Below are 24,676 nucleotides of genomic sequence, written 5' to 3'. Positions count from 1 at the left end.
GATGCCGCCTGAAGACGTGTTCATTCCTTCAGATGGTCAGGAAAACTATGTTGAGCCAACGCCAGGTTGTATTGTTTCGGGTATACGGATTTAATGGTTGATGGGGCACCTTCACCCCATCAATCTGATACCACCCTCAGACGGTTGATAGATCGACTCCGTAGTTGAGTTCCTCTGCGAAGTCCGGCAGTCCGTAACCGATGGTTTTCTTGTAGAAAGGAGAGACCTTCGCAGTCGGTGCCTTCTTCTTGTGCTTCGTGGTGTAGAGCATTCGTGCCCGCATCACCTCGAAGGAGTAACCGCGCCCTTCACGGTTCTTGTCCTTGGCCAGTCGGTTGATGGACTCCGTGTAAGCGTTGGTGACGGGCATGTCCGTCTCGAAGTAGGTCATGGTCTCTTCGCGCCAGTTTCCCACTGCCCTGACCAGATCGCTCCAGACTTCCTTTTGGCCCTTCGGGATGGTGGCTATCCACTCGTCCAGGGCGGCTTCTGCCTGGAGCCGTGTGGTGGCGTCCCAGATGCCGTAGAAGCGCTCCTTGTGCTCGTAGGCGGCCAGCAGTTGCGGGAACGCGCCTGTCCAGGTCTCCATGATGAGGCGCTCCCGGTCTGAGACTTCGTGAGCGCGTTTCAGCAGGATTTTCCGGTCTCCCTTGAGAGTCCGGCTCTGGGACGGTTTCAGCTCCTTTCTGAGGCCCTTGCGCACTCTCTCTAGGGCATCGTTGGCCATGCGCACCACATGGAACTTATCGACCACGATACGGGCCTGGGGCAGCACAGCCTTGACCGCTGCCCGGTAGGGGTTCCACATGTCCATGCTGACGATCTCGACCTTCTGCCGGTCTTTCAGCTTCATCAGGTAGTTGGTCACCACGTCCTGGCGGCGGGTGGCCAGCAGGTCGAGCAGGGTTCGCTCCTCAATGTTGGTCAGAATGCAGCGGTAGCGCTTGTTCAGGTATAGCTCGTCAATGCCCAGGATGCGGGGCGTCTCGAAGCGGTGCCAGCGCCCCAGGAACTCGGCGCGGGCGTTGAAGATGTCGCGCACCGTCTTCTCGTCCAGGCCGGTCTGTGCCGCCACAAAGGTGTAGGGGTGGTTGAAGGATTCCTTCTCCACGTACTCATGCAGCCGCAGTGTCATACGGAATCCGTCCACCATCTCCGGTAGCTGGGGCCTGAATGTTGTCTTGCAGGCCCGGCAGGTGTATCGGCGGCGGACCACCCAGAGAGTGACCCGCTTGCCGTGGATGGGCAGATCACGATAGGGAACGTCACGCTTGCCGAACCGTACGAACTCACCCTGCACGCCGCATTCCTCGCAGGCGATGGGATCGGGCACGTCCACCTGGAAGTGCATTTCGTCGTCGGTTGATTTGCAGCCCAGTACTTGGTATTGCGGCAGGTGAAGGATGTTGTCGGGAAGTTCGGTCATGGTGTTGTATAGGCGTAGGTGTCAGTCAGATCCATCCGACTCGGCATTGGTGTTTGCTTTTTTACCCAACAAGCTGCTGGAAACTAAAAGTAAGGCACCGAGGACAATTGCAATATCAGCCAGGTTGAAGGCCGGCCAATGCCAGTCTCGCCAATAGAAATCAAAGGAATCCACAACATAGCCGCGAAAGACCCGGTCAATCAGGTTGCCCATGGCGCCACCGAGGATAAGACTGTAAGCGATGGCTTCTCCTTTATGACGATTTTCAAGGATCAGCTTGATCAGAAAAATCGAGACCACTACCGCGATTCCGATAAAAAAGTAGCGCTGCCAGCCTCCACCATTCGCAAAAAGACTGAATGCGGCACCGGTATTCCATACGTGTACCCAGTTAAAGAATGAGGTCACTGAAATAGACTCGCCATATGCCATTGATTGTTGCACCAGCCATTTTACGGCCTGATCAGACGCTGCCAGCAGGCCGGAGATGGACAACAGAGCGTACGGTGACAGATGTTTGCCAAAAATGGACATTGCTTAATCCTTGAGCGCCAGAATGCGTCTAGCACCGTTAAGTACAATTACCCCCGCGATGGTGCCGATAATCAGATCCGGATAATTGGACCCGGTCCACGCGACCAGAGCGCCGGCGGTGATGACCCCCAGGTTGATCACCACGTCGTTGGCCGAGAATATCCAGCTTGCCTTCATGTGCGCCCCGCCCTCCCGATGTTTGGATATGAGCAGCAGACAACTGGTATTGGCAATCAATGCGACGAATGCGATAGCCATCATCACCAGCGATTCAGGCTCACTACCGAATACAAAGCGTCTCACCACCTCTATGAGTACGCCCACAGCCAAGATCAGTTGCAGTACACCAGCAAGATGCGCGGCACGTACCTGCATTTTCACGCTATGTCCAACCGCATAAAGGGCAAGCCCGTACACCGCCGCATCGGCAAAATTGTCCAGGGATTCTCCAATCAGGCCGGTGGACCGGGCGATCAGACCGGCGGTCATTTCCACCACGAACAGAAGTGCATTGATGCCGAGCAACCAGCGCAGGGTCCCGGATTCTTGCTTAGCAGAAGCTGCCGAAAACTCGGCGGCCTTGATGGTCTCCGGATTTGCAGCGACGGTTTCCTGAAGCGAGGCGCCTAGCCCCAAGGTCTTCAGTTTCGAGGTGACGGGCTCGACCTCGCCGTCATGCACGACCTTCAGCCGGCGGTTCGACAAGTCGAAGGACAGCGCCCGAATCTCCTCAAAGCCGTTCAGGGCTAGGCGAATCATTCGTTCTTCTGATGGACAGTCCATCTTCGGCACGGCATAAACACTGACCCATTCCCCCGACGCATCGGAGGAGGCCTGCATATCGGTATCCGCCGCAGGCCTTGCATGGTCGCCACAGGGGCCTCCGCAGTTTTTACTCATGATATGACTCCACTTGAATGTGATCGGGTTTTCATTTAAAACTATATAGTCGCTATAAGGTCAATAGCGTAGAGAATCCGTTGCGGAGGAACCCGATGCGTATTGGTCAGTTGGCACAGTCAGTAGGGGTAGATACACAGACGATCCGCTTCTACGAACGGCAGGGCTTGTTGCCGCCGCCTGGTCGGCAGGAGAACGGTTACCGTGTCTATACCGAGAAACACGTTGAGCGGCTGGCCTTTATTCGTCGCTGCCGCATCCTGGATCTGTCACTGGCAGAAATTCACGAACTAAAGCGCTATCAGGACGACCCTCATCAGTCCTGTACCGCTGTCAACGCCTTGCTCGATGATCACATCTCTCATGTGCGGTCGCAGATAACCGCTCTGCAAGCGCTTGAGAAACAACTCGTTTCACTGAGAGCGAGTTGCAACGATGACCGGGAAGTTGAGGCGTGTGGGGTTCTTGCTGGAATTAGCGAAGGAAACATGCACCAGCAGTAGGTGAAGCATCAACCAGATAATCCGATGAGATGCCGGTCTGTCTCACTCTCATGCAAAGGTAAGATCAACCATTTAATCCGCTTACCCGTTTCAGTCCCCCGGTGTCAGAATAGTTGTCGCCTAATCTGAATAATCTAAATGTGAAGACCGGGGGCGGATAAAGAGTGTCGAATGGCTCGTTATTCAAGTGAGCGCAAGGCTGCTTTGCTCAAGAAGCTGCTGCCGCCCATCAATATGTCGGTGGCCGAGTTGGCTCGGCAGGAAAACATCAGCGAGGTCACTCTGTATAATTGGCGCAAACACGCCAAAGACGGAGGGTCTCCTGTGCCCGGGGACAACAAACTGACCGATGAATGGCCCGCCGAGGCCAAGTTCGCCGTCGTGCTGGAAACCGCTGCGCTTTCCGAGATTGAACTCAGTGAGTACTGCCGCCGTAAGGGTCTCTATCCCGAGCAAGTCCAGCAATGGCGCCAAGCCTGTATTCTGGGCCAGCAATCCGCTCGTACCTTACAACAGGCGGAGAAGGCACAGGCCAAAGCGGACAAGAAGCGTATCCGGCAACTGGAGCAAGAGCTGCGGCGCAAAGACAAGGCCCTGGCCGAGGCGGCAGCTCTGCTGATATTGCAAAAAAAGCTCGATGCCTACTGGAGCAACGTCGACGAGGACAACTGACCTCGTTGCCAGAGCGGCAGCAATACGTTGCATGGTGGCGCGAAGCGCTTGAAGCTGGCGCCCGCAAGCATCCTGCGGCCGAGGTGTTGGGGCTGAGTCTGCGCACGCTCCAGCGCTGGTTGGCCGGGCCTGAGCTGAGTGCCGATAGGCGACCGGATGCGGTTCGTTCCATACCTGCTCATGCATTGAGCCCAGAGGAGCGGCAGGCCGTGCTGGACGTCTGCAATAGCCAGGAGTTCGCCTCGTTGCCGCCGAGTCAAATTGTGCCACGGCTGGCCGACCAGGGGCGCTACTTGGCCAGTGAGTCGAGCTTCTATCGCATCTTGCGGGCGGCTGACCAGCAGCACAGGCGTGGCCGGAGCCAGCCACCGCGTCATGTGCCGGTACCAACCAGCCATACCGCGACTGGGCCCAATCAAGTGTGGTCCTGGGATATCACCTACTTGCCGTCACTCGTGCGCGGCCAGTATTACTACCTCTATCTGATAGAGGACATCTACCGCCGCAAAGGGGTGGGCTGGGAAGTGCATGAGCAAGAGTGCGGTGAACGGGCGGCGGCGTTGCTGCAACGGAGCATCATCCGCGAGCAGTGCTGGAAGCAGCCGCTGGTCTTGCACTCGGACAACGGCGCGCCAATGAAGTCAGTCACGCTGCTGACCAAGATGCATGACCTGGGTGACACGCCCTCGCGGGGACGGCCTCGGGTCAGCAACGATAATCCGTACTCGGAGTCATTGTTCAGGACGCTGAAGTACTGTCCGCAGTGGCCATCAGACGGCTTTGCCAGTCTGGAAGCGGCCAGGGAGTGGGTGCGCGACTTTATGGCCTGGTATAACGAAGAGCACCGGCATAGCCGTATCCGCTTCGTCACACCCAACGAGCGGCATCGGGGTGACGATAAAGCCCTGCTGGCGAAACGGGATGCTGTGTACCAGGCCGCCCGAGCACAACACCCAGCGAGGTGGAGTGGCAAGACGCGATACTGGACACCTATCGGTGCCGTGATGCTAAATCCGGAGCGGCCCGAGAAACCCGAGCCGGAGCAAAAAGAGGCTGCTTAAAACAGCTTTGCGCGACAACTATCTTGAAAAACGCCGAGCTGGGAATAATAAATAAAATGAAATGTAGTCACCACTTAATTTATTCCAAGCCTTTCCTCCATTAACTTCGGTTATCGATTTAACAATCGATAGACCCAACCCGACACTATCGTTATTGCTAGATCTTGATAAATCTGCCCTATAAAATCGATCAAACATTCTCAAGGATTCATCGTAAGATATATCTTTGCATTTGTTCTTTATTTCAATGATAGAATTATTTCCTTCATCGTTTGATATTGAGATGCTAATGGCAGAGTTGCTCTCTGAGTATTTTATTGCGTTAGATATCAGATTGGATATCGAACGACGAAACATTATTTTGTCAGCAAATATAATCTTATTAGTATTTGCAACGTTAAACGTAAGGCTTTTTTCTTCTGCTAAATACATAAAGAAATCTAAAATAGAAGAAAGTTCATTCTCTGAATCTAAAAATTCTTTATTTGCAGAAATCAAACCTTTGTCTGACCTGGCAATCCACAGCATATCGCTAACCATCTTTGCCAAACGCTCAAGCTCTTCCAGAATTGAATATAGGAACTCTTTATATTCGGAGATGCTCCTGTCTTGATTTAACCCAACTTGAGCCTGCATGATTATATTGGTTAATGGGGTTCTTAGTTCATGCGCTACATCATCTGAAAAATCAGATAACTTAACGAAACTATTGTTTAGTTTAGATAGCATGGTATTGAATGAGTCAACCAACTCCCTTAAATTCGGATATTGGTTGGGTTCTAATGTTGGGCTCAACTGTTCAGCCTGAATAGTCGACATATGTTTAGCTTAATATATAAATAGGTTTGTGGCCTTGCCTTATACCCAAGTATGTAGACAATATTATGATCTGCCCAACTACCAAAGACAGATTAATAGCTGCATCCCTAAAGTCAGACAAAAGAATGAATGTAGTACTAAGTCTAAATAACACGACTGAATGGGAGTTATCATTTTAAAATTAATGTTTTTACTGAGATATTTATGTGGAGCGGAAGTGTCAGTTTCAGATACATGAATTAGTGTATTGCTGAACTTTTCTCAAAATTAAAGCTGTCTCGTTTACTCCTATATATATTTTTACCATCTTTTAATATCTCGATATAAAAATTAGAGTCAGGATTGATTGTATCCCAATTGATAATTCTTTGAACTGCATCTATGCTTGGAAAACTGCTCGATAATAATCGTTTTGTTATCTATCGTTTCATTATCAAGGTCTAAGAAATGATTTTTGATAGATGTCTCTACCAAAAATAACAAGGAAATCATACTGATCGTTATGGCGACAGAAACAAAAAGCATAGCACGTATAGTTATAGGCATGTTACTCTTCATCGCCAGCACCTTCTAATTTATATCCCATTCCTCCGTATAATTAATTTATTTGATAATCATCATCAACCTTGGCTCTTTTTAATCTTCATTGCAACATATTACATTTGTATCGCTGTCAAATTCATATCCCATACCAAAGAGGCAATTAATGAGCGATAATACTTCACCATGCCGCCGAGCTAATAACTCATAATAGATATTCTTTAGGGGTGAGATGTAGTTTTTTACCGACCGCTTAACTGTTCTTGATTTGATGTTTATAATCAAATCGAAATTGTACTTCTTCAATGATTGTTCATTTCGAAGGTTTTTATTCACAGTAGTTCAGTGAATGCAAATGGTTTGATAATCATCAGCTCCAGACTCTAGCCCTTTTACTCTTATCTCCGACACCATCTTTTGCCGTCAGAACATGACAGGTACTTGAATGTTTATATTTCTAATTTCCTCCAAGAAGCTGCCATCCGTTAATCCCCAGGTAACATAATATCTAGTATTATTAAGTCAAATTCATGGCTAAGTATATAAAAGCGACCATCAATTCCATTTGTGGCGAGAGTAACAATGTAGCCTGACTCAGTGAGTCCTTTCTTTAAATACTCACCTATCTTTGGCTCATCTTCAACAACTAAAATATTCATTATGTTCTCCAATATGCAGCATTAAAGATAGTCAGTAGTCTATGCTACTACATACACTAAAAAATAAAAAAATCCAGCTGCATCAAGAGTTTCAATGAAGGTTATATCGAAATTATAAAATCTAGAATGATTATTTTTAATGTTCACAAAAACGTAGCCAGCATAAGCGGCCGTTTTTTACATAGTGGAAGATCTTAACGGTTACTACCGCTTCCACTTCATGCGGGAGAGAGACGTTATGAATAGTTCCTTTATAGTCCACGATAACTTCTGTAATATTTTTATCAGAAGGAAGTGTTAACTGCTTGGTCTTACCAGGGAGAGCCTTCACAACGCCCAGTTTCGTGCCATCGGGGGTGGATACGTCCACGGAGTCAGTAGGCAATGCAGATATTTTCCATTCTACATAGACTACTCCATGCCCTGCTCTAAGATCGAAAGGCATTGGGGCATTAGCGAAAGCCGCTGAACTACTAATCAACATGGTGAGCGCAGCTAAGATGGTCTTGATTTTCATTCGATTACCTCATTTCGTTGTTATTGCACGGTTATCGCTAATCACTATATACAATCAACATTACATGCTGCTGTCAGCAAGATTACATTACCGTAAGGATATAGATCTTTAAGAGGGCAAGTATGTATGATTCACCCTATTGGGGTATGAGAGATGATTTTACACCACCTGGTTTTCCATATTTTGAATATATCTTAAGGGGCATGGCATGATGAAATTTATTGCAATGTTGTTAGTTTTTGTCGCAGGAGGCGGTAGTGTCTACCTGCTCACAAATTTTAAAGATGTAAATACATTAAAGGAAAAACAACCTCTTTATTGGGTAAACCCGATGGATCCAGCTGATAAGAGACCTTCTCCAGCCAAGGACACAATGGGAATGGATTTCATTCCTGTTTATGAAGAGAAAGCTCAAGGTCAAGGGTCAGCTGGCACAGTTACAATATCACCGGAAATACAGCAGAATCTTGGTGTTCGTCTCGATCAAGTCAAACGAGCTCCTACTTATCAGGAAATTGATACTGTTGGATATGTTGGATATGATGAAGACCGTCTTGAAGCTATCAACTCACGTATGGCTGGCTGGGTACGAACCCTTGCAATTAAAAGTGAGGGGCAAAGGGTTACCAAAGGTAGTTTTATTTACGCATTATATGCCCCTGATTTAGTAAATGCGCAGCATGAATACTTGTTGGCCATGAATAGCAGTAACCCTTTGTTGATTCGAGCCGCAGAAGGGAAACTCAAGGCGCTACAAATTCCAAGTGATCAAATATCTATTTTAAAGCGAACTAGGAAAGTGCGTGAAACAATTAATTTCTATGCACCTAGTGATGGATATATTTCTGAGCTAAAAATTCGAGAGGGACAGTACGTAGAACCAGCTGAGGCGCTATTTAATATCAGCACATTACAACAAGTTTGGGTCAGTGCAGAAATTTTTGAGCGCCAAGCTACCGTATTGAAATTGGGAGATCCAGTTACCATGACTCTTGATTATGCGCCAAGCAGAACTTGGGTCGGTAAAGTTGATTATTTATATCCCACCCTAGACGCATCAACTAGAACGCTTAAGGTCAGGCTACGCTTTGATAATCCAGACGAGTTCCTTAAGCCGAATATGTTTGCTCAGATCAACATAAAAGCCGGTGGAACCGAGTCTAATCTTGTGGTGCCTAGTGAGGCTATTATTAGAACAGGAACGCAGAATCGAGTAGTGCTGTCATTAGGTGATGGGCGCTTCAAATCTGTTGAAGTCACTCTCGGTTCTCAGTTTAGGGAACATATCGTTGTTACATCTGGAGTTGAAGAAGGTGATGAGATAGTAAGGTCTGCTCAGTTTTTATTAGACTCTGAGTCAAGTATCAGTTCCGACTTCCAGCGCATGACTGCATTTCGTCCTGCTCAAGTCTGGGTCAATGCTGACATCGTTGATATTGGTCAGAATAGGCAGATCACAATTGCACACCAACAAGTACCAGAATGGCAATGGCCAGCAATGCGTATGAGCTTTGAACTTGATAAGAGTATTGCTCCTTCAAGTTTAAAGATGGGTCACTCCGTGAGTGTTTTGCTAAGGCAGGATGGGGAACGATACATTATAACTGGTATCAAGGAGCCGATTGCTAAAACAAATATTAAAAATTCAGATTCAAATAGTAGCAACGGGAAAGGTAAGGCTCCATCTGCTCCACAATTGGACCATTCCAAGCATGATATGGCCGAAATGGATGAGATAGGAGGTCAGAAATGATCACATCAATAATTCGATGGTCTATTGGCAATCGATTCCTTGTTCTTTTGTTAAGTGTGTTGCTCACTGCATGGGGAATATGGTCAGTCAAGCAAACTCCTGTTGATGCGCTGCCTGATTTGTCGGATGTTCAAGTTATTATCAAAACAAGTTATCCTGGGCAAGCACCACAAGTAGTTGAAGACCAAGTAACTTACCCATTAACCACCGCCATGCTTGCTGTTCCTGGTGCAACTACCGTCCGTGGTTATTCTTTCTTTGGTGATTCTTTCGTTTATGTTCTATTCGATGACAATACGGATTTGTATTGGGCGCGGGCGCGAGTTTTAGAATACTTGAGCCAAGTTGCTCCTAATTTACCATCTTCTGCGAGGCCCCAGCTTGGGCCTGATGCAACTGGTGTTGGTTGGGTCTATCAGTATGCACTGATCGATAGAACAGGTAAGCATGACTTAAGTGAATTAACCTCACTGCAAAACTGGTTTTTAAAGTATGAATTACAGACTGTAGAGGGGGTTTCTGAAGTCGCTACGGTTGGAGGAATGGTTCGTCAGTATCAGGTTCGTGTAGACCCCAATAAGCTGCGTGCATATGGTGTACCTTTGTCTTTAATTCAGACAGCAATAGAACAAGGTAACCAGGAAACAGGTGCTTCAGTTATCGAGATGGCCGAAGCTGAGTATATGGTTCGCTCCAATGGGTATTTGAAAAATGTCTCTGATCTAAAAAACATTCCATTAGGAACAAATGTACGTGGTGCTCCACTATTGCTAGGTGATGTAGCGGATGTGGTAACTGGCCCTCAAGCACGTCGAGGCATCGCAGAGCTCAATGGTGAAGGTGAAGTCGTTGGGGGCATTATCGTCATGCGTTATGGCGAAAATGCACAACACACTATTGATGGAGTTAAGACTCGTCTTGATGAATTAAAAAGTAGTCTACCAGATGGGGTTGAGATAATAACTGTATATGACCGCTCAGATCTAATCCAAAGAGCAATCGACAACCTTTCAGGGAAGTTACTGGAAGAGTTTATTGTTGTTGTATTAGTTTGTTTAGCATTTTTATTCCACCTACGGTCATCGTTAGTAGTGATTATTACCCTACCAATTGCAATTCTAGTTGCATTTATAATAATGAATATACAGGGTGTCAACGCCAACATAATGTCTTTGGGAGGGATAGCCATCGCAATTGGAGCAATGGTTGATGGTGCAATTGTAATGATTGAAAATGTCCATAAGCATATGGAACAGACACCCCTAACTAATGAAAACAGATGGAAGGTAATTGGAGAGGCCAGTGCAGAAGTCGGCCCTGCTATATTTTTCTCTCTATTAATTATTACCATGAGCTTTTTACCAGTATTTGCTCTTGAAGCACAAGAAGGGCGGATGTTTGCTCCGCTCGCATATACTAAGACTTATGCTATGGCCGCAGCTGCTGCACTTGCAATAACGTTAGTCCCTGTTGTAATGGGGTACTTTATTCGTGGTAAGGTACTTGCTGAACAAGCGAACCCAATTAATAGATGGCTAAGTCAGGGTTATATACCTTTGCTGAAATGCGTCTTAGCATGGCCGAAGGTGACTCTTACTTTAGCATTTATCGTGACCGTTGTTGGTTTCTTGCCTTTAAAATATTTAGGGTCTGAGTTTATTCCTCCACTTGATGAGGGGGATCTGATGTATATGCCGACAACGGCAACAAATATCTCGGTAGGGAAAACGCGAGAGATATTACAACAAACAGATAAGCTGATTAGAACTGTCCCTGAGGTAAAGAATGTATTCGGTAAGGCTGGCCGTGCGGATAGTGCAACAGATCCAGCTGATCTTGTTATGATGGAAACCACTATTCAGCTGAAGCCTCAATCAGAGTGGCGTCCTGGGATGACACCAGAGAAATTACGGGAAGAGCTAGACTCATTAATTCAATTTCCTGGTTTGACAAATGCGTGGGTCCCCCCAATCAAGACTCGAACAGATATGCTCGCAACAGGAATTAAAACACCTGTTGGGATCAAGATTGCTGGTCCAGATCTTAAAGTGATACAAAAAATAGGACAGCAACTTGAGAAAATTGTTGGCAGTGTAGAGGGGGCATCATCCGTGTATGCTGAGCGTGTCGCCGGTGGTCGTTATGTCAAAGTTGATATCGATAGACTGAAGGCTGCCCGATATGGACTCAATATTGCGGATGTTCAAGCAGTACTAGCAACGGCTGTGGGCGGCATGGATGTTGGACAGACGATAGAGGGGCGAGAGCGATATCCAATCAATATACGCTATCCACAAAGCTATCGCGACTCAGTCGCTAGTCTAGAGTTGCTTCCTTTGATCACTCCCAAAGGTGAACGAATTGCTCTAGCTGATGTTGCTCGAATTTATATTAGCGATGAAGCCCCAATGTTGCGAAGTGAAAATGCTAGGTTAAATGGTTGGGTATATGTTGATATTAGTAATAGAGATATTGGATCATTTGTCGCGGATGCAAAAAAAATGGTCGGAGAACAATTAGTTCTTCCTGCTGGGTACTCTATTACTTGGTCTGGTCAATACGAATATATGGAACGAGCTAAAGCTCGCCTTACCTATGTAGTCCCATTAACCGTTGCCATCATAGTTCTATTGCTTTACTTGGCGTTTCGGCGTGTTCAAGAAGTGCTTCTTATTCTTACGACCTTGCCTCTTGCTGTAGTTGGTGGCATTTGGTACGTGTGGCTAGCTGGATTTAATATGTCAGTGGCCGTTGGAGTTGGATTCATAGCACTTGCAGGTGTCGCTGTAGAAACAGGTGTATTGATGTTGATCTATCTCAACCATGCTTGGGATGATCTCGTTAAGAACGATAAACTTGATAATGCAGGATTACATGGTGCCGTTATCCATGGAGCTGCAATGCGACTACGTCCTAAAATGATGACAGTGGTAACGATAATTGCTGGCCTATTACCTATCATGTGGAGTCATGGGACTGGCTCTGAGGTTATGCAACGAATAGCCGCGCCAATGATTGGTGGGATGGTAAGCGCACTCGTTTTAACTCTCTTAGTTCTACCTGCGGCATTTTACTTATGGCGTAGACGTACTCTGAAGAGCATCACTAATACTACAGGTGTTGATATGCCTGAATAACGGTTGGTGCACAGGCGGATGCATTATATGAATATGCATCCGCTACTTTCGTTTTCTTTATTTACAATCTGTTGGTATCTATCATGATGAACAAAATGTTTTTACCTATACTCGCTCTTCTTAGTAGTTACACGCATGCGGAGGGCTTGCTAGATATTTATAACTTGGCGAAGCAAAAGGATCCGCAACTTCTTGAGTCAAAGGCAATGCGTGACCAATCATTCGAAAAAATCAATGAAGAGCAAGCATCATTTCTACCAAAGATAAATCTTGGTCTTAGTGCTAACTATGTTTACGATAATCTGGATATGCAAACTGGGAGCGCAACGAATAGTGCAATCAATCTAGAGCAATCTCTCTACAACAGTGCTAATTGGATTAATCTTGATTTAGCTGCGAAGAATGCGACACTATCAGATGTTTCTTATGTTCTTGAGCATCAAAACTTAGTGCTTCGTACAATACAGACATATTTTAATGTTCTCCAGGCTGAAGATTCGCTGATTTATTCTCAGGCAACGAAAAAGGCAATTCAGAGGCAGCTTGCTCAAACCCAGCAGCGTTTTGAGGTAGGTTTGGCCGCGATTACTGATGTACATGAGGCAGAGGCCGCCTTCGATCAGTCTTTTGCCGATGAGATCTATGCAGAGAACACGCTTGAAAATAGCTATGAGGCTCTACGTGAGTTAACTGGTCTTGAGCATAGAAAGCTTAATAAGCTTGATACAGAGCGTTTCAGTCCTCAAAAAACTTTATGGAAAATTGATAAGTGGACTGATGCAGCAATTGAAAAAAATTTGGCATTACATCAGGCTCGGATTAAAAAAGAACTTGCGAAGATGCAGATCGATTTATCTAAGTCAGGACATAAGCCATTAGTTGATCTTACTATGGGGTTATCTTCAACTTATAATAACTACAAAGATAATACAGTTAATACGGACGGTTATTCCAATCAAGGCGACATTGGTATTAAATTTTCATTGCCACTATATACAGGTGGTGCAACAGCATCACAAGTCAAACAATCTTCTTTTGACTATGTTGCTGCCAGTGAGCAGCTGGAGAAAAGTTATCGCTCGGTCATGAGTGCAGTTAAGTCTTCATATAACAATGTTAATGCAAGCATAGGATCCGTTCGAGCATACCAACAAGCTGTAGTTTCTGCTGAAAGTGCTTTAAAAGCGACCGAGGCAGGATATGAGGTTGGCACTAGGACTATCATTGATGTATTGGATGCTAATAGAAAATTGTATGATGCAAAGACAAAGTTAGCTATTTCTAGATATAGTTACATAGTCAACGTTGCCACATTAAAATTAAATTCAGGGTCTTTAGGTAAAAAAGAAATAATTGATATTATTAATGGTTTAGTTAATTTAAGGTAGTTGTGTGTAATCTATTTTTCAATAGGCATCAGTTTTGCACTGATGCCTTTCATTAACCTAGGGAAGGTGCGAACAAGTCCCTGATATGAGATCATGTTTGTCATCTGGAGCCATGAAAAAGGGTTCATCATGAGTCATCAACTTACTGAAAAACGATAACCAACTGGCGATGTTATTCACGCTGGCCAACCTGTTTCAGGCGGACAAATGATACGTCAGTGGGAAGATCTCACTAAAAACTGAATAACGCCTTAAATGGCGAAGAAGCAGTCTAAATAGGCGATTCAAGGCATTTACGGGAAGAAGATCGGCTCAAACGAAAAATGAAATGACTGAGTCAGCCGAGAAGAATTTCCCGCTTATTCGCACCTTCCCTAGCAAAAACACCTTTTAAATTTCCGCCCTACAGGGCGAATATAACCACATCTTAACTGAGGTTACATTTTGTTTCTGTTTTCTGTTTTTCTGTTTTCTGTTTTGTTTTCTGTTTTCTGTTTTATATGAATCTAATTTATTACTGAGTGATGGAGCATTGATATCTTAAGCTAAGTTAAGGAACTTTAATTTATCAGTGTCTTTAAATTTCATTTATTTAAAAAAATAGCTTATGGGGGGGGCAGTAAAACTGGTTTCTCTTCGCTGCGCAGCAGCGGAATGTTGAAATGGAAAAAATTAATTTATAGCTCTCATAATTAGTAAATGGACAATTTTCCGAATTTTTCAAGTGGGGGGATGTGAAAAAGTTTGAAAATAATTCTGTTTGGTGGAAATTTAGCCAATCTGGATGGTTTTATTCTCACCGCCCCCCGACTTATTGCTTATACGCAAACCCCATGCCTAATCCGTCCCACCAGATCGACAACAGCCAGAACCCCCATTTGTGTCGTCAATACCTCAGCTGGAGCTATGCCACCTAAGCCCCAGGCTGGGCGGCTTAACCATGAAATCGCTCTGGTGGTGTCGTGCTCATGGAGGGAGAGAACCGCATCTAGGGCCTGTACAACGCCGTATACCCTGGTGCCCTGCGAGATTGATAGGGGAGCCTCAATCCTCAGCTTGCGAGCAACAGTGCTCCGGCTAATGCCTGCTAAGCGGCATATCAAACCTGAGTCTGTGTTCATCAATTCAGCTAGTCGATGAATGATGCCAGGAGCTACGCCAGCCACGATCCATAGATGTGCCCCCAACGGGTCACTCGGTATGCCAAGAGAGTCAAATATTGTCTTAGTAGAGGCCGTAGCCTTACCTGGATGATAACTCGCATAGGACATGATGAAATCTCCCCTGAACCTACGATACCAGATTACCTTATCCTATCTGTTCCATGTGGCGATGGCGATGGCGATGGGTCTGAGGACTTTGTTGGATGAGGCACAGGATACAGAGGTTGAAGCGCCCCATTCGGGCAATACCAACTTTTTCGTGAATCTCTGTGCATAATTCTATCTGGGGTCTTTATGAGACTTGAATTCTCATATATTTACTATGCTATAACCACTAGCTAGCCGAGAGAACATTCAGTGACCATCAATTTTGATTATCGTTGTGGCATCTTAGAGGCAGCCGACACAAAAACTGGCCGAGAATGGTGTTGGTATAAGGGTGATCCCGAGGTTACCAGAACTGAAAATGGCGAGTTATTGAGTTCGATAGGTGTTCCTATCGGCGCCACTGTTGTCGAAGTGAAAGCTCTCATTCGCATGGATACCAGAAAGTAACCAAAACAAGTTGCAATATATATAGTGTGTCCGCGTATGATAACTCCTATTCTCATCAGATTAGGAGCGTAGCATGCTCGTAAAAGAAATTGTGCCAACAGAGCAGGTCGTTGACATTCTCTGTGATGTCTGTGGTCGTAGTACAAAAACGAATTTTGGAACCAATCAATACGGCTCGTTATCGGCGGATTTTGGCTATGGTTCCCGTCACGATGGTGAACGTTATAAGGTGCATCTGTGTGAAATGTGCTTTTTCGGTACACTCGCAACAGTGAGGGAGATGCATCGCGGGGAACATATGTTTGACGATGACTATGAGGCTGCAAACCCAGACACATTTGGGCGTGATTATTCTAATAGGGAAATAATATGAGTAATATGCTCCCATACTCTAGTTTGTATGGAGATAAAAATCTCTTATCATCGACTCATTCTGTGAGCCAATGATACTTTTCAATCGGCTCATTTCGTGAGCCGAACAAGATCCTTCATCGGCTCATCTGGTGAGATGGTCTCAACGCTCACTACCACCTAGATTTAATTTTTGGCTACATAGTTTCATAGCAGATTGGAGCTAGGCTATTAAATAGATTCAAGCGCAATTTAGCTCACGATTTTTGAATGATTCTATTTCCAAACTATCTTGGTGCAAAAAACAGTGGAGCTGATGCTGAGATTGAGAGATAATTTTCATGATATAAAAATGTGATACATGAGGCTATCAATGAACGATTTTTTGAAAACACTGATGAATATTCGTAGTCTGCGAGCTGTACTGCGTGAGTTGTCTTATGAGCAGTTGGTCGAGGCTAAAGACAAATTTGACGAAATCTATGCCGAACGTGAGCAGCAAGAGAGCAAATTGAGAGAAGAGTCAGCTGAACGCCTGCAAAAACTGGCTGAGTTTACCGAGCTGCTGAAACAAGCGGGCATAGATCCGAGTGAGCTGGTTGGCACTGCGGCTCCAGCGAAAGCTGATGGTTCAGCCAACAAAGCCAAACGCGCTCCCCGTCCTGCAAAATACAAGTACACCGAAGGCGGTCAGGAGAAGACATGGACTGGCCAGGGGCGCATGCCCAAGGCCATTGCAGACGCTGTTGCGGCTGGAAAAGCACTGGATGACTTCTTGATCTAATGCTGAGAGCCCATGCCTGCTCGGCGTGGGCCTTTAATTCTATCTGTAGTAGGAGCACCGTATGGGGAGGACATTGGAGGATATGATTTCATCCGAATCACCCGAGGTTGTCCAGAGAGCCAAGGCGCTGGCCGAAGAGCAACTGGTACGTCTCAGTGTGACCAAACTGCTTTCAAATCTCGGGCCTGGTGATGTTCCTGCAATAGATCCCGATGTTCTCGATAGTTTGTTATCACTCAAAAGATTAGTTGAGAGCCATGACTGTCGGTTAAGTCTATTCGTTCATATGCCTGACGGCACACATCATGGCGTCAACATTTAACTAAATAGCGTCATTTGTACACCAATCGCAGCTCTCATCTACCAGATGAAATTAACGCCCCATGGCGATGCTTTTTCAAACTCCCTCGGTGTGCAAGCAGATCTGATAGCGTGTATTGCGTCCGCCACCAGGTAATTTCTCAATGCATCCCCTCTCCACCAGTTCAGCCAGATGGCGTGTGGCAGTCGCCTTGCTGACTCCGGCGACTTTTTGATATTGACTGGCACTGATGCCATTTTCAAAACCCTGTTCGCCGCCATCCAGTAAACGATTCAGCACTTTGGTTTGCTCTGGACTCAGACTGTCATGACAGTGCCGCAACCAAAAATGAGCCTTGGCAAGAGAACGAGCAATAACCTGTAATGCCAGCTCTATGGAGTAATCCAGTGTGTCGAGGAACCAACATAGCCAGGACGTAATATCCAGCGTGCCCTTCTGTGTTGACTCCAGTGCCCAATAGTAGTCAGCCCGCCGTTCTAGAATAGCAACTGACATGGCATACAAACGGATGCTGTGGCTGTCAGCCTGTGACAGCGCGAGATCGGTCAATGCCCGCGTGAGCCGCCCATTGCCATCATCAACGGGATGCAGGGTCACGAACCAGAAATGACAGATCGCCGCACGAAGCAGTGGATCCATCGTGGGGTCATGCTGAGTCTGGTTAAACCAGGGGATGAACTCGGCCAGTTGATCGTCCAGAGTTGCTCTGGGCGGTGCCTCAAAATGCACGGTAGGGCGATCAACACGCCCAGAGACAACCAGCATCGGCTCATCTCCTCGCAACTGCCCTACGTTCATTGGCTGTACCGACCATTCGTTGACAGGGAACAGCCAACGATGCCATTGGTAAAGTCGTTCAATTGTCAGTGGTTGTTCATGGTTGTCGATGGCATCCAGCATCATGGCCGCGAGCCCCTCTGAGCGCTCTGATACTGGATAGGACTGAGTTTGTGAGCTCCCTAACCGCCTAGCCAGGGAAGATCGCACGGATTGGGCATTGAGACGTTCGCCTTCGATAGCGGATGAGGAGATGATGTTAGCCAGTAACGTATCCAACGTTTGGTCGGAGTTCCCCAATCTGGAATGACTACCTATTAGCATTCCCAGCCTGCGTTGAGCATGCCGTAATCTGGGCAATATCTCGCTATCCCGCCAACGAAAATGGGGCCAGTCAGCTTGTTGCCAAATCCAAAATGGTTCCATTATTTCCTCATCCAACGTGCTAGTGTCTCAATTATTAGCCGACCCAGCCCATCATTCGGCTCAATATTTGAGCCGAATATAACACATGCAGCACACTATTAGAGCAAGTAATGAGGATGCAGCTCTAGCCCGCAGAGCTTCAACATAACTACATATCTGGAATGACGTGCAATACGCATTTCATAAGCTTTTCTAGCCTCATTCATCGCCGATATATGTTGGCCTGTGCCCGCTCATACTGCACGGTGAGTGGTTCTACTAAGGCAGGTGACCCGTGGAGAAAAGACCAAAGAGTAACAGTAACTTGGAGCAGGGTTAGCTGTTATCAGAACAGTTCATTTTGGCAACAGCGCCGTAGAGTAGCCGTTACAGTGTTCTTTTTACGCTCCCCATTGAAGTGAGCACAGAATCCCCGCATATTGTGTACGGTTCTAATGGAGGCTCCATGAACGACTCTAACAAGCAATTCAAAATCCTGTCTTTGAACGGTGGAGGGGTGCGTGGTCTCTTCTCAATTACCATTTTAGCGGAACTAGAACGGGTTCTGGCTGAGCGCAACAACAATCCTGATTTGGCCATCGGTAATTACTTCGATATGATCACCGGGGCTTCCATCGGCGGAATAATTGCCATTGCTTTGGCTGATGGTCAGAAAGCTAGAGACTTGCAGGGCAAGTTTCACAAAGCAGCTCCAGATATTTTCCCTCGCCAGAGTTGGGTGCCCAATTGTGTTCGAAACATATACCAGCTAGGTAAGCTGTTGCTGAGCCCCCTCTATAAGGCTAACAACCTGGAAAAAGCAGTGACTGAGATCGTGGGAACCGGCAAGACGGTCAGATCGCTAAAACGACGCCTGCTCATCCCAACGGTCAACCTGAGCACAGGTCGCCCTTTGTTCATCAAAACCTGTCATAACTCCCTGTTCACCCGAGATGATCAATTCACCTTGGTTGATGTAGCCATGGCTACATCTGCTGCCCCCACCTACTTCCTACCTCACTATATCGAGTGGCAGAGTGCGTATTTTGCCGATGGAGGCTTACTAGCAAACAATCCATCATTCGTCGCCTATCATGAAGCGCTGAATTATCTGGATGATGAGGAGTTTAAGGGTATAACAGCAAACGATATCAAAATTCTTAATATTGGAACCCTCTCCAACGATTTTTGTATCAATCCCAATAACATCTCTAGGTGGTTCCCTGGGTACTTTGGCCTTTGGGGCGGTGGAAAGGCACTCATTGAGACAGTCATGTCCTCCTCGCAGAAAATGCACGGGTTCATGGCCGGTAAGGCACTAAATCGAGAAGGCATGCCCCCTTGCTATTTCTCGCTTGATGAAACCGTGCCTGATCAACAGGCTCGAGTCATCTCGTTAGACAATGCGAGCGAAGAGTCACTGAAAGCACTTGTCGCGTGGGGAAAATCTGTAGCAACCACAGCTACTGGCAAAAAAGCACTTATCGAGACTTTCTTTAGCACGGAGGCTCCAGCCTTCATTCACCCCACCGACCGTAAGGAAGCGTCAGAATGAAATGGTCAGCACATCTATATCTTACCAATACCAATGACGGTCTCATGAAAAGACTGGAGCCTACCAGCACCGACAAGGCTTCTCTCGAGAAACTTAAGGACACGATCAGAATTCGGACAAAGGGTGTATTCACAGAAGCAAAAGATGTCGTCAAAATGCTGGCCAGCCGTTCTCGGAGCTCAACGAATATCCAACTCGTAGAAAGTGCAATTAGGAAAACCAACCTGCGCTATCTTGACAATGCAGATGTCCAGCGAGTTGTGAAACTGCTCTTGGATATGAGTGATGACGCACGCGGAGCCTTCTTGAATACAGAGCCAAGATTTTGGGTTCAAGGAAGTTACAAGTACAAAACACTGAACAAGCCATATCATAAACCGCCACAACAGATGGACATTGATGATGGTACATACATGCCTATGGATATGTTCAAAGAGCAACCGTTAGTCGGCCATGAGCTTCTTCTCCTACTTGTAGATGCATCGCTAGCATCTTTGGCAGAAGAAAACTACAACTGGAAAGCATTAAAGAAGCCTACTTGTGGACGTATTGTCATCGAAGATAGAAATGTGCATGTAGATGTGCCCATGTATGCAATCCCAAGAGATCAGTTTGAAACTCGAGAAGTGGCATTGAACTCTGTCGCAGGGATGGATTCACTGAATGAAAGTGTTCTCAGTAAGTCAGCCACTCGAAAGCTTGATGAAAATTGTGTTTACTTGGCTGTCAGAGGAAAGGATAAGTGGATTAAGTCAGATCCAGAAATCGTTGCGCGTTGGTTCAGGAGCGCAGTAGCGCGACATGGTGACCCTATGCGGCAGGTCTGTCGATACCTGAAGGCTTGGCGAGATGTGCAGTGGAAATCTCCTGAATTATCCTCCATAGCTCTTATGAAATGCGTCGTTGACACCTTTGATAATACACCTATGCCTGACACAAAAGATCATGGTGAACTTTTGTTAAAAGTAACAGAACAGTTGGCCACCAAGTTAAGGGATGGAGTGGAAAGTCCAGATGCCTCAGATGAAGGTCGCTTGTTGTTTCCCAAGGAAAAGATGGATGATAATACGGTTCAGAGCATTATCTCGAAAGCAGAGACTCTGCACGAAGAACTTAATCGAGCACTGAATAGGCTCTCAACAAAGAACGAAGTACTGAAAACTCTAAATGGACTTTTTGGTGACAGTGTTGTAAACGAAGAGCTTATCAAGCCTTGGGTTGCCATACCTGCATACCAACAACAACGACAACCTCAACGACAAAGCCAAATGACCGATTCAATGACGAGTGGTTGATAGTGACTATCCATAACTTGTTATTACATAGCGGCTTTCGATATGTCGAGAGTCGCAACATCACCGGCCTACCAATTTCTCTACCGAGAGAGTGTCCAGCCTATATAAAAGCCTACCAAACACAGGCAGGTGAATTCATTATTGCTGTAGTTAGGCCAAGAGAAGATCTTAGTCGCTTGCCGGAAACTTACGTTATCAGTCGCCCTGCCAACTTAATCGGTATGGCCTTACCTCACATAAGCAGTTTCCAAAGATTATGTTTGGTGAACCAGGACACTGCCGATTGGGATCCCCAACACCCACCTGCTGTAATTACCATGTTAAACAGCCTGATCCAGCAAGCATTGGACAATGCCGTAACAGCTGGCCATCAACGGCAAGAGGAATTTCAAACCGAGTTTGTGAACTACTGGAATGGGGTCGTGGATGCTTACATTTATGGTGATGCAGGCAAGCTGTCAGGTACAAAATTCTCATACAAGTCGCTGAAAGTGGCAACCTCAGCAGATGGACAAACAGACAAAGAATATGTTGTCTTCCACAACGCTGGGCAAAGGGATGACTGGTTTAGGTTACGAGGAGAAAAACCGGCTGTGGGCATTGATGGCGACGTGACCATAGTCAGAGTTAACAACACTGCGATAGCACCAAGTAAATGGCCGCCTCAATCACTCAGGGAAGTCTTTGATTGGTTAAAATCTGCTGACCTCCCTGCTCATGACTCACTGGCCAATGGAATACTCACCAGGCTCACCAAGGGCAGGCAAATGGTGTTGTTCGATATTTCGAACGAAGGCATCATTGGCTTTGAAGTCTGCTTCAGTAAAGCCACCCAGACGATCCTGAAACACCGTACAACGGAACGAGCTAAATCTAGGGGAGGTAAACACAAACTAAAGCTCGGCTCTACCCTTCCTATGCTCAGATCAAAATCCGCAACGACCGCATTCTCTCGCTTAAATGTGAGCTCGATAAGCGACCAAGAGCTTCAACGGCGCAACAGACCTGTTTTCCTTGATCTTGAGAACAAGCAAATCTTGATAATTGGCTGCGGCACCATTGGTGGCTTTGCTGCTCAGCTGCTTGCCAAGGTAGGAGCAGGGCGTGGCAATACCGGTCGGCTAGTTCTCTGTGACAGTGACATTCTGTCTCCAGGCAATCTGAGTCGGCATGCTCTCCCAGCCACTTATATCGGTTGGAATAAAGCTGAGGCCCTAAGTAAGCTAATAAAGCGTGACTCTTTGGGCAATCCAAGAATAGATGTCAAACCTTATCGTTTTGAAATGAATGAAGATAATATTCGTGGCTATGATATTGTGATCGATGCTACTGGTCACGCCCCAACAGGTAAAATGCTCAGTTACTTGGCTCGAGCTTCTACCCAACGTCCTCCCTTCATCATCCACGGCTACAATGATGCTTATGGTCAAGCGTCTGTTGTTATGATCGACGATGGAAAAGCCTGTTATGAATGTGCCAAGCGTCTCGAGATCCTCAAGGAGGTCGATAGACCTGTAGCTCCTCATCGAGTTTCCTGCGGCAGCATTTTTACACCCTATGATGCTAGCGTCAGCACAATTACTGCCGCACTAATTCAAGAGGCCGTGCTGAATACTCTTCAGGATAAGCTTCCCTGGACCTATGCTCAACACTCGACAGGTAATGTAATTCATCATAAGCGTAGAAAGCTGAAAAAATTTGGAGAATGTAGTGTTTGTTCCTGACGTTAAGGCTGAGCTGACCTTGAGTAATAGAGCTGGTGGACTAATAATCGTTGAGACTGCGGTACTTCATATTTTAAATCGATATCGGCAGTTACATCACAGTCAACCTGAGCAAGGAGGTGTATTTATTGGAGAAATTCGGCCACCTCATATAATAATAACTCACGTTACAGAACCTAGTCCCTACGACCAAGCATCGCGTTTTGGTTTTGTACGTAAAAAACAACACCATCAAGTTATGGTTGATCAACTTTGGCACACATCAGGAGGCTATCTTACTTACATAGGTGAGTGGCATACCCATCCTGAATCGAATCCTTTGCCCTCTGCCACTGACGTATCTAGTTGGCGTAAAGGCTTACCTAAAAACAGCACATCCATAGTAGCGATCATTGGTCAAAAGACTGACTGGTGGGGCTACTGTGAGAATGGTCGCTGTGAAGCATTGAAGAATATACTAATTTGAAAGATACAGTAGTATCTGAAATTTTAATTTCCTAACTATTAAGATGCACCAGGGGAAGGTAATTTTAACCATTTCCCATATTTACCTTGCCATGCACAGCTCAAAAAATGTTGGAAGCAGCTATAGGGTAAATTCATATGGTAGTCATCGAGCAAGCTACAAGACACTCATAGTCTAAGATGCTATTTTTAAAGAAAAAATACAACGTTTTCTAGAGAGAATTGAAACACCTAGAGTTCGTTCCCGCAAGTATGCCTGCTGGAAAGGAACTGCGAGGTTAAAATAACAGGCCGGAGCTAATGAAAAACTGGATTTATTGCTGCTGGGTGGCGCTACAGCAAGCATTAGAAAATACTAGGTTGGGTATCAAAAAATATGTAGAGAAATTGGTGGTTTAGTTGAATCTCATTTCCATTTTGGTGGATTCTTTCAGTCTTGCAGCTTGCGCTGCATGGGGCCACCACAAAATTTCATTTTTTTTGCTCATTCATATGCATGACGCTACACATCATGCCGTGAATATACAGCATTATTTACCTTAGCAGAATAATTTAGTGATTTTACATATCAACCATTAGTAATGGTAAAAAGGTAAAAAGGTAAAAAGGTAAAAAGGTAAAAAGCCTTATCACTAACCGGCATATTAATTACTGGATTTTAGGAACCCAATTTTCAAATTTTTCAATAGCAGTACGCATTTCCTCAGTCATAGGCTTCTCCTTTAAAACCTTTACCCTTTGATTGAGATATAGTTCATCAGAAATTATAAAATCAGTGCCATTCACCAAGTCTAACATTCTAATTAACTTTCCATCTTTATCGATACACTCGAAGTTATTGACAAATTTATTGTAAGCCAGGAATGCTTCCTCGTTCTCCTGCTGATGGTGCATATCAAAACCGAAGTCGGAGATATACTTATTGTCAATAACAATACCATCGGTACTCATTCCACCAAACAACTCAACCTGAATATAGAAACAGCCAGTAACAGAATGCACCTTTATTGATTTTACTGTCTTATATATTATATCCCTTACCTCGCTCCTTATATCAGCCTGATTGTAGTCAATGTAGTTTGGTGGTATCAGCATATATATATCTGGGTTAATAGAAGCCTCCGCATGACTAATCTCAATGGTCAATTCTTCATTTAACTGTTTACGTTCCCTAGATAATTTATCTAGTCGTTCAGTCAACAGAATATGTATATCTCCCTCTGTGGTTGCTCCCACAGATTGAATCATGATTTCTATTTTTGAACTTATCGATTCTATTTTATTTTTAATCGAAGCAACTTTATTCTCATTTGTATTTTTTTTAGGCTGAAGTATCACGCTGCCAATCAGCAACATTAGTGCATACTCAAA

General features: G+C 45.7%; 21 protein-coding genes and 1 pseudogene. 11 read left to right on the top strand and 11 right to left on the bottom strand.

Going from position 1 to position 24,676, the window contains the following annotated elements:
• Window positions 1-136: 136 nt before the first annotated feature.
• Genes ACWPWQ_RS20990 through ACWPWQ_RS20980 form a run of 3 tightly spaced genes read right to left on the bottom strand, consistent with a single transcriptional unit; the run spans window position 137 to window position 2,860 of the window.
• On the bottom strand, window positions 137-1,426 hold the full coding sequence (locus tag ACWPWQ_RS20990) for an ISL3-like element ISPpu12 family transposase (RefSeq protein WP_454010668.1): 1,290 nt from the start codon (window positions 1,424-1,426) through the stop codon (window positions 137-139).
• Window positions 1,427-1,447: 21 nt separating this feature from the next.
• On the bottom strand, window positions 1,448-1,960 hold the full coding sequence (gene lspA, locus ACWPWQ_RS20985; protein ID WP_004813174.1) for a signal peptidase II: 513 nt from the start codon (window positions 1,958-1,960) through the stop codon (window positions 1,448-1,450).
• 3 nt (window positions 1,961-1,963) lie between these two features.
• Window positions 1,964-2,860, bottom strand: coding sequence for a cation transporter (locus ACWPWQ_RS20980; protein WP_008985553.1), 897 nt, complete (start codon window positions 2,858-2,860; stop codon window positions 1,964-1,966).
• 95 nt (window positions 2,861-2,955) lie between these two features.
• Between ACWPWQ_RS20980 and cadR the strand changes: the two genes are divergently transcribed.
• Window positions 2,956-3,363 (top strand): Cd(II)/Pb(II)-responsive transcriptional regulator, encoded by a 408-nt coding sequence (gene cadR, locus ACWPWQ_RS20975; RefSeq protein ID WP_024126910.1) that lies wholly within the window; start codon window positions 2,956-2,958, stop codon window positions 3,361-3,363.
• A 171-nt stretch (window positions 3,364-3,534) separates the two neighbouring features.
• Window positions 3,535-5,096, top strand: a protein-coding gene (locus ACWPWQ_RS20970; RefSeq protein WP_087756362.1) for an IS3-like element ISAs20 family transposase whose coding sequence is annotated in 2 segments (ribosomal slippage) — window positions 3,535-3,997 and window positions 3,997-5,096 — 1,563 coding nt in all. Because the reading frame shifts where the segments join, the coding sequence is not laid out codon by codon here.
• An 18-nt stretch (window positions 5,097-5,114) separates the two neighbouring features.
• Here the strand turns inward: ACWPWQ_RS20970 and ACWPWQ_RS20965 are convergent.
• The 4 genes from ACWPWQ_RS20965 to ACWPWQ_RS20950 form a co-directional block, all read right to left on the bottom strand.
• Window positions 5,115-5,915, bottom strand: a complete 801-nt coding sequence (locus ACWPWQ_RS20965; protein WP_454010667.1) for a heavy metal sensor histidine kinase — start codon at window positions 5,913-5,915, stop codon at window positions 5,115-5,117.
• Between the two features lie 336 nt (window positions 5,916-6,251).
• Window positions 6,252-6,461, bottom strand: coding sequence for a hypothetical protein (locus ACWPWQ_RS20960; protein ID WP_454010670.1), 210 nt, complete (start codon window positions 6,459-6,461; stop codon window positions 6,252-6,254).
• A 479-nt stretch (window positions 6,462-6,940) separates the two neighbouring features.
• A complete protein-coding gene (locus tag ACWPWQ_RS20955) occupies window positions 6,941-7,114 on the bottom strand; it encodes a response regulator (RefSeq protein ID WP_454010666.1) in 174 nt (57 codons plus the stop codon).
• A gap of 136 nt (window positions 7,115-7,250) precedes the next feature.
• Complete coding sequence (locus ACWPWQ_RS20950; RefSeq protein WP_454010665.1) at window positions 7,251-7,631, bottom strand: hypothetical protein; 381 nt, start codon at window positions 7,629-7,631, stop codon at window positions 7,251-7,253.
• Between the two features lie 208 nt (window positions 7,632-7,839).
• On the opposite strand from ACWPWQ_RS20950, the gene ACWPWQ_RS20945 reads away from it, so the two are divergent.
• The 3 genes from ACWPWQ_RS20945 to tolC all read left to right on the top strand — a co-directional run bounded on the left by ACWPWQ_RS20945 (window position 7,840) and on the right by tolC (window position 13,909).
• Window positions 7,840-9,384 (top strand): efflux RND transporter periplasmic adaptor subunit, encoded by a 1,545-nt coding sequence (locus tag ACWPWQ_RS20945; protein ID WP_017778712.1) that lies wholly within the window; start codon window positions 7,840-7,842, stop codon window positions 9,382-9,384.
• Window positions 9,381-12,521, top strand: coding sequence for an efflux RND transporter permease subunit (locus tag ACWPWQ_RS20940; RefSeq protein WP_087756359.1), 3,141 nt, complete (start codon window positions 9,381-9,383; stop codon window positions 12,519-12,521). The genes ACWPWQ_RS20945 and ACWPWQ_RS20940 overlap by 4 nt, the downstream gene beginning before the upstream one ends.
• Before the next feature lie 86 nt (window positions 12,522-12,607).
• Entirely contained in the window at window positions 12,608-13,909 is a 1,302-nt protein-coding gene (gene tolC / locus ACWPWQ_RS20935; protein WP_454010669.1) for an outer membrane channel protein TolC, read from the top strand.
• Window positions 13,910-14,727: 818 nt separating this feature from the next.
• On the opposite strand, the gene ACWPWQ_RS20930 is transcribed toward tolC, so the two are convergent.
• Window positions 14,728-15,180, bottom strand: a complete 453-nt coding sequence (locus ACWPWQ_RS20930; RefSeq protein WP_010675351.1) for an antitoxin Xre/MbcA/ParS toxin-binding domain-containing protein — start codon at window positions 15,178-15,180, stop codon at window positions 14,728-14,730.
• A gap of 520 nt (window positions 15,181-15,700) precedes the next feature.
• Here ACWPWQ_RS20930 and ACWPWQ_RS20925 point away from each other — a divergent pair.
• Together ACWPWQ_RS20925 and ACWPWQ_RS20920 are read left to right on the top strand one after the other, a co-directional pair.
• Window positions 15,701-16,000, top strand: coding sequence for a hypothetical protein (locus tag ACWPWQ_RS20925; RefSeq protein WP_005303889.1), 300 nt, complete (start codon window positions 15,701-15,703; stop codon window positions 15,998-16,000).
• A 351-nt stretch (window positions 16,001-16,351) separates the two neighbouring features.
• Window positions 16,352-16,762, top strand: coding sequence for an H-NS family histone-like protein (locus ACWPWQ_RS20920; RefSeq protein WP_005303890.1), 411 nt, complete (start codon window positions 16,352-16,354; stop codon window positions 16,760-16,762).
• Between the two features lie 397 nt (window positions 16,763-17,159).
• Here the strand turns inward: ACWPWQ_RS20920 and ACWPWQ_RS20915 are convergent, their stop codons facing one another.
• Both ACWPWQ_RS20915 and ACWPWQ_RS20910 read right to left on the bottom strand, forming a co-directional pair.
• Complete coding sequence (locus ACWPWQ_RS20915) at window positions 17,160-17,987, bottom strand: Fic family protein (RefSeq protein WP_224481307.1); 828 nt, start codon at window positions 17,985-17,987, stop codon at window positions 17,160-17,162.
• A 66-nt stretch (window positions 17,988-18,053) separates the two neighbouring features.
• Window positions 18,054-18,287 (bottom strand): annotated as a pseudogene (locus tag ACWPWQ_RS20910) (DUF4172 domain-containing protein); the annotation flags it as partial.
• A 445-nt stretch (window positions 18,288-18,732) separates the two neighbouring features.
• Here ACWPWQ_RS20910 and ACWPWQ_RS20905 point away from each other — a divergent pair.
• The 4 genes from ACWPWQ_RS20905 to ACWPWQ_RS20890 are packed head-to-tail and all read left to right on the top strand — an operon-like array spanning window position 18,733 to window position 23,306.
• Window positions 18,733-19,821, top strand: a complete 1,089-nt coding sequence (locus ACWPWQ_RS20905) for a CBASS cGAMP-activated phospholipase (protein WP_042024858.1) — start codon at window positions 18,733-18,735, stop codon at window positions 19,819-19,821.
• Window positions 19,818-21,116: a CBASS cGAMP synthase gene (locus tag ACWPWQ_RS20900; protein ID WP_042024857.1), complete on the top strand. Its 1,299-nt coding sequence runs from the start codon at window positions 19,818-19,820 to the stop codon at window positions 21,114-21,116. The genes ACWPWQ_RS20905 and ACWPWQ_RS20900 overlap by 4 nt, the downstream gene beginning before the upstream one ends.
• A gap of 2 nt (window positions 21,117-21,118) precedes the next feature.
• A complete protein-coding gene (locus ACWPWQ_RS20895) occupies window positions 21,119-22,840 on the top strand; it encodes a ThiF family adenylyltransferase (RefSeq protein ID WP_252411071.1) in 1,722 nt (573 codons plus the stop codon).
• Entirely contained in the window at window positions 22,827-23,306 is a 480-nt protein-coding gene (locus tag ACWPWQ_RS20890; protein WP_162517109.1) for a Mov34/MPN/PAD-1 family protein, read from the top strand. Before ACWPWQ_RS20895 ends, ACWPWQ_RS20890 begins: the two co-directional genes overlap by 14 nt.
• A gap of 647 nt (window positions 23,307-23,953) precedes the next feature.
• Here the strand turns inward: ACWPWQ_RS20890 and ACWPWQ_RS20885 are convergent.
• The coding region (locus ACWPWQ_RS20885) for a hypothetical protein (RefSeq protein WP_454010664.1) at window positions 23,954-24,676 on the bottom strand (723 nt) is incomplete at its 5' end.

The organism is Aeromonas sp. Marseille-Q7275 (genome assembly GCF_965119515.1).
The sequence above is the reverse complement of the archived record's forward strand: the minus strand, read 5'-3'. Positions and strand labels throughout refer to the sequence as shown.

Excerpts from the sequence above, each read along its gene's own strand:
- ACWPWQ_RS20990 (WP_454010668.1), bottom strand. The coding sequence starts at position 1,426 with ATGACCGAACTTCCCGACAACATCCTTCACCTGCCGCAATACCAAGTA.
- lspA (WP_004813174.1), bottom strand. The coding sequence starts at position 1,960 with ATGTCCATTTTTGGCAAACATCTGTCACCGTACGCTCTGTTGTCCATC.
- ACWPWQ_RS20980 (WP_008985553.1), bottom strand. The coding sequence starts at position 2,860 with ATGAGTAAAAACTGCGGAGGCCCCTGTGGCGACCATGCAAGGCCTGCG.
- cadR (WP_024126910.1), top strand. The coding sequence starts at position 2,956 with ATGCGTATTGGTCAGTTGGCACAGTCAGTAGGGGTAGATACACAGACG.
- ACWPWQ_RS20965 (WP_454010667.1), bottom strand. The coding sequence starts at position 5,915 with ATGTCGACTATTCAGGCTGAACAGTTGAGCCCAACATTAGAACCCAAC.
- ACWPWQ_RS20960 (WP_454010670.1), bottom strand. The coding sequence starts at position 6,461 with ATGCCTATAACTATACGTGCTATGCTTTTTGTTTCTGTCGCCATAACG.
- ACWPWQ_RS20955 (WP_454010666.1), bottom strand. The coding sequence starts at position 7,114 with ATGAATATTTTAGTTGTTGAAGATGAGCCAAAGATAGGTGAGTATTTA.
- ACWPWQ_RS20950 (WP_454010665.1), bottom strand. The coding sequence starts at position 7,631 with ATGAAAATCAAGACCATCTTAGCTGCGCTCACCATGTTGATTAGTAGT.
- ACWPWQ_RS20945 (WP_017778712.1), top strand. The coding sequence starts at position 7,840 with ATGATGAAATTTATTGCAATGTTGTTAGTTTTTGTCGCAGGAGGCGGT.
- ACWPWQ_RS20940 (WP_087756359.1), top strand. The coding sequence starts at position 9,381 with ATGATCACATCAATAATTCGATGGTCTATTGGCAATCGATTCCTTGTT.
- tolC (WP_454010669.1), top strand. The coding sequence starts at position 12,608 with ATGAACAAAATGTTTTTACCTATACTCGCTCTTCTTAGTAGTTACACG.
- ACWPWQ_RS20930 (WP_010675351.1), bottom strand. The coding sequence starts at position 15,180 with ATGTCCTATGCGAGTTATCATCCAGGTAAGGCTACGGCCTCTACTAAG.
- ACWPWQ_RS20925 (WP_005303889.1), top strand. The coding sequence starts at position 15,701 with ATGCTCGTAAAAGAAATTGTGCCAACAGAGCAGGTCGTTGACATTCTC.
- ACWPWQ_RS20920 (WP_005303890.1), top strand. The coding sequence starts at position 16,352 with ATGAACGATTTTTTGAAAACACTGATGAATATTCGTAGTCTGCGAGCT.
- ACWPWQ_RS20915 (WP_224481307.1), bottom strand. The coding sequence starts at position 17,987 with ATGATGCTGGATGCCATCGACAACCATGAACAACCACTGACAATTGAA.
- ACWPWQ_RS20905 (WP_042024858.1), top strand. The coding sequence starts at position 18,733 with ATGAACGACTCTAACAAGCAATTCAAAATCCTGTCTTTGAACGGTGGA.
- ACWPWQ_RS20900 (WP_042024857.1), top strand. The coding sequence starts at position 19,818 with ATGAAATGGTCAGCACATCTATATCTTACCAATACCAATGACGGTCTC.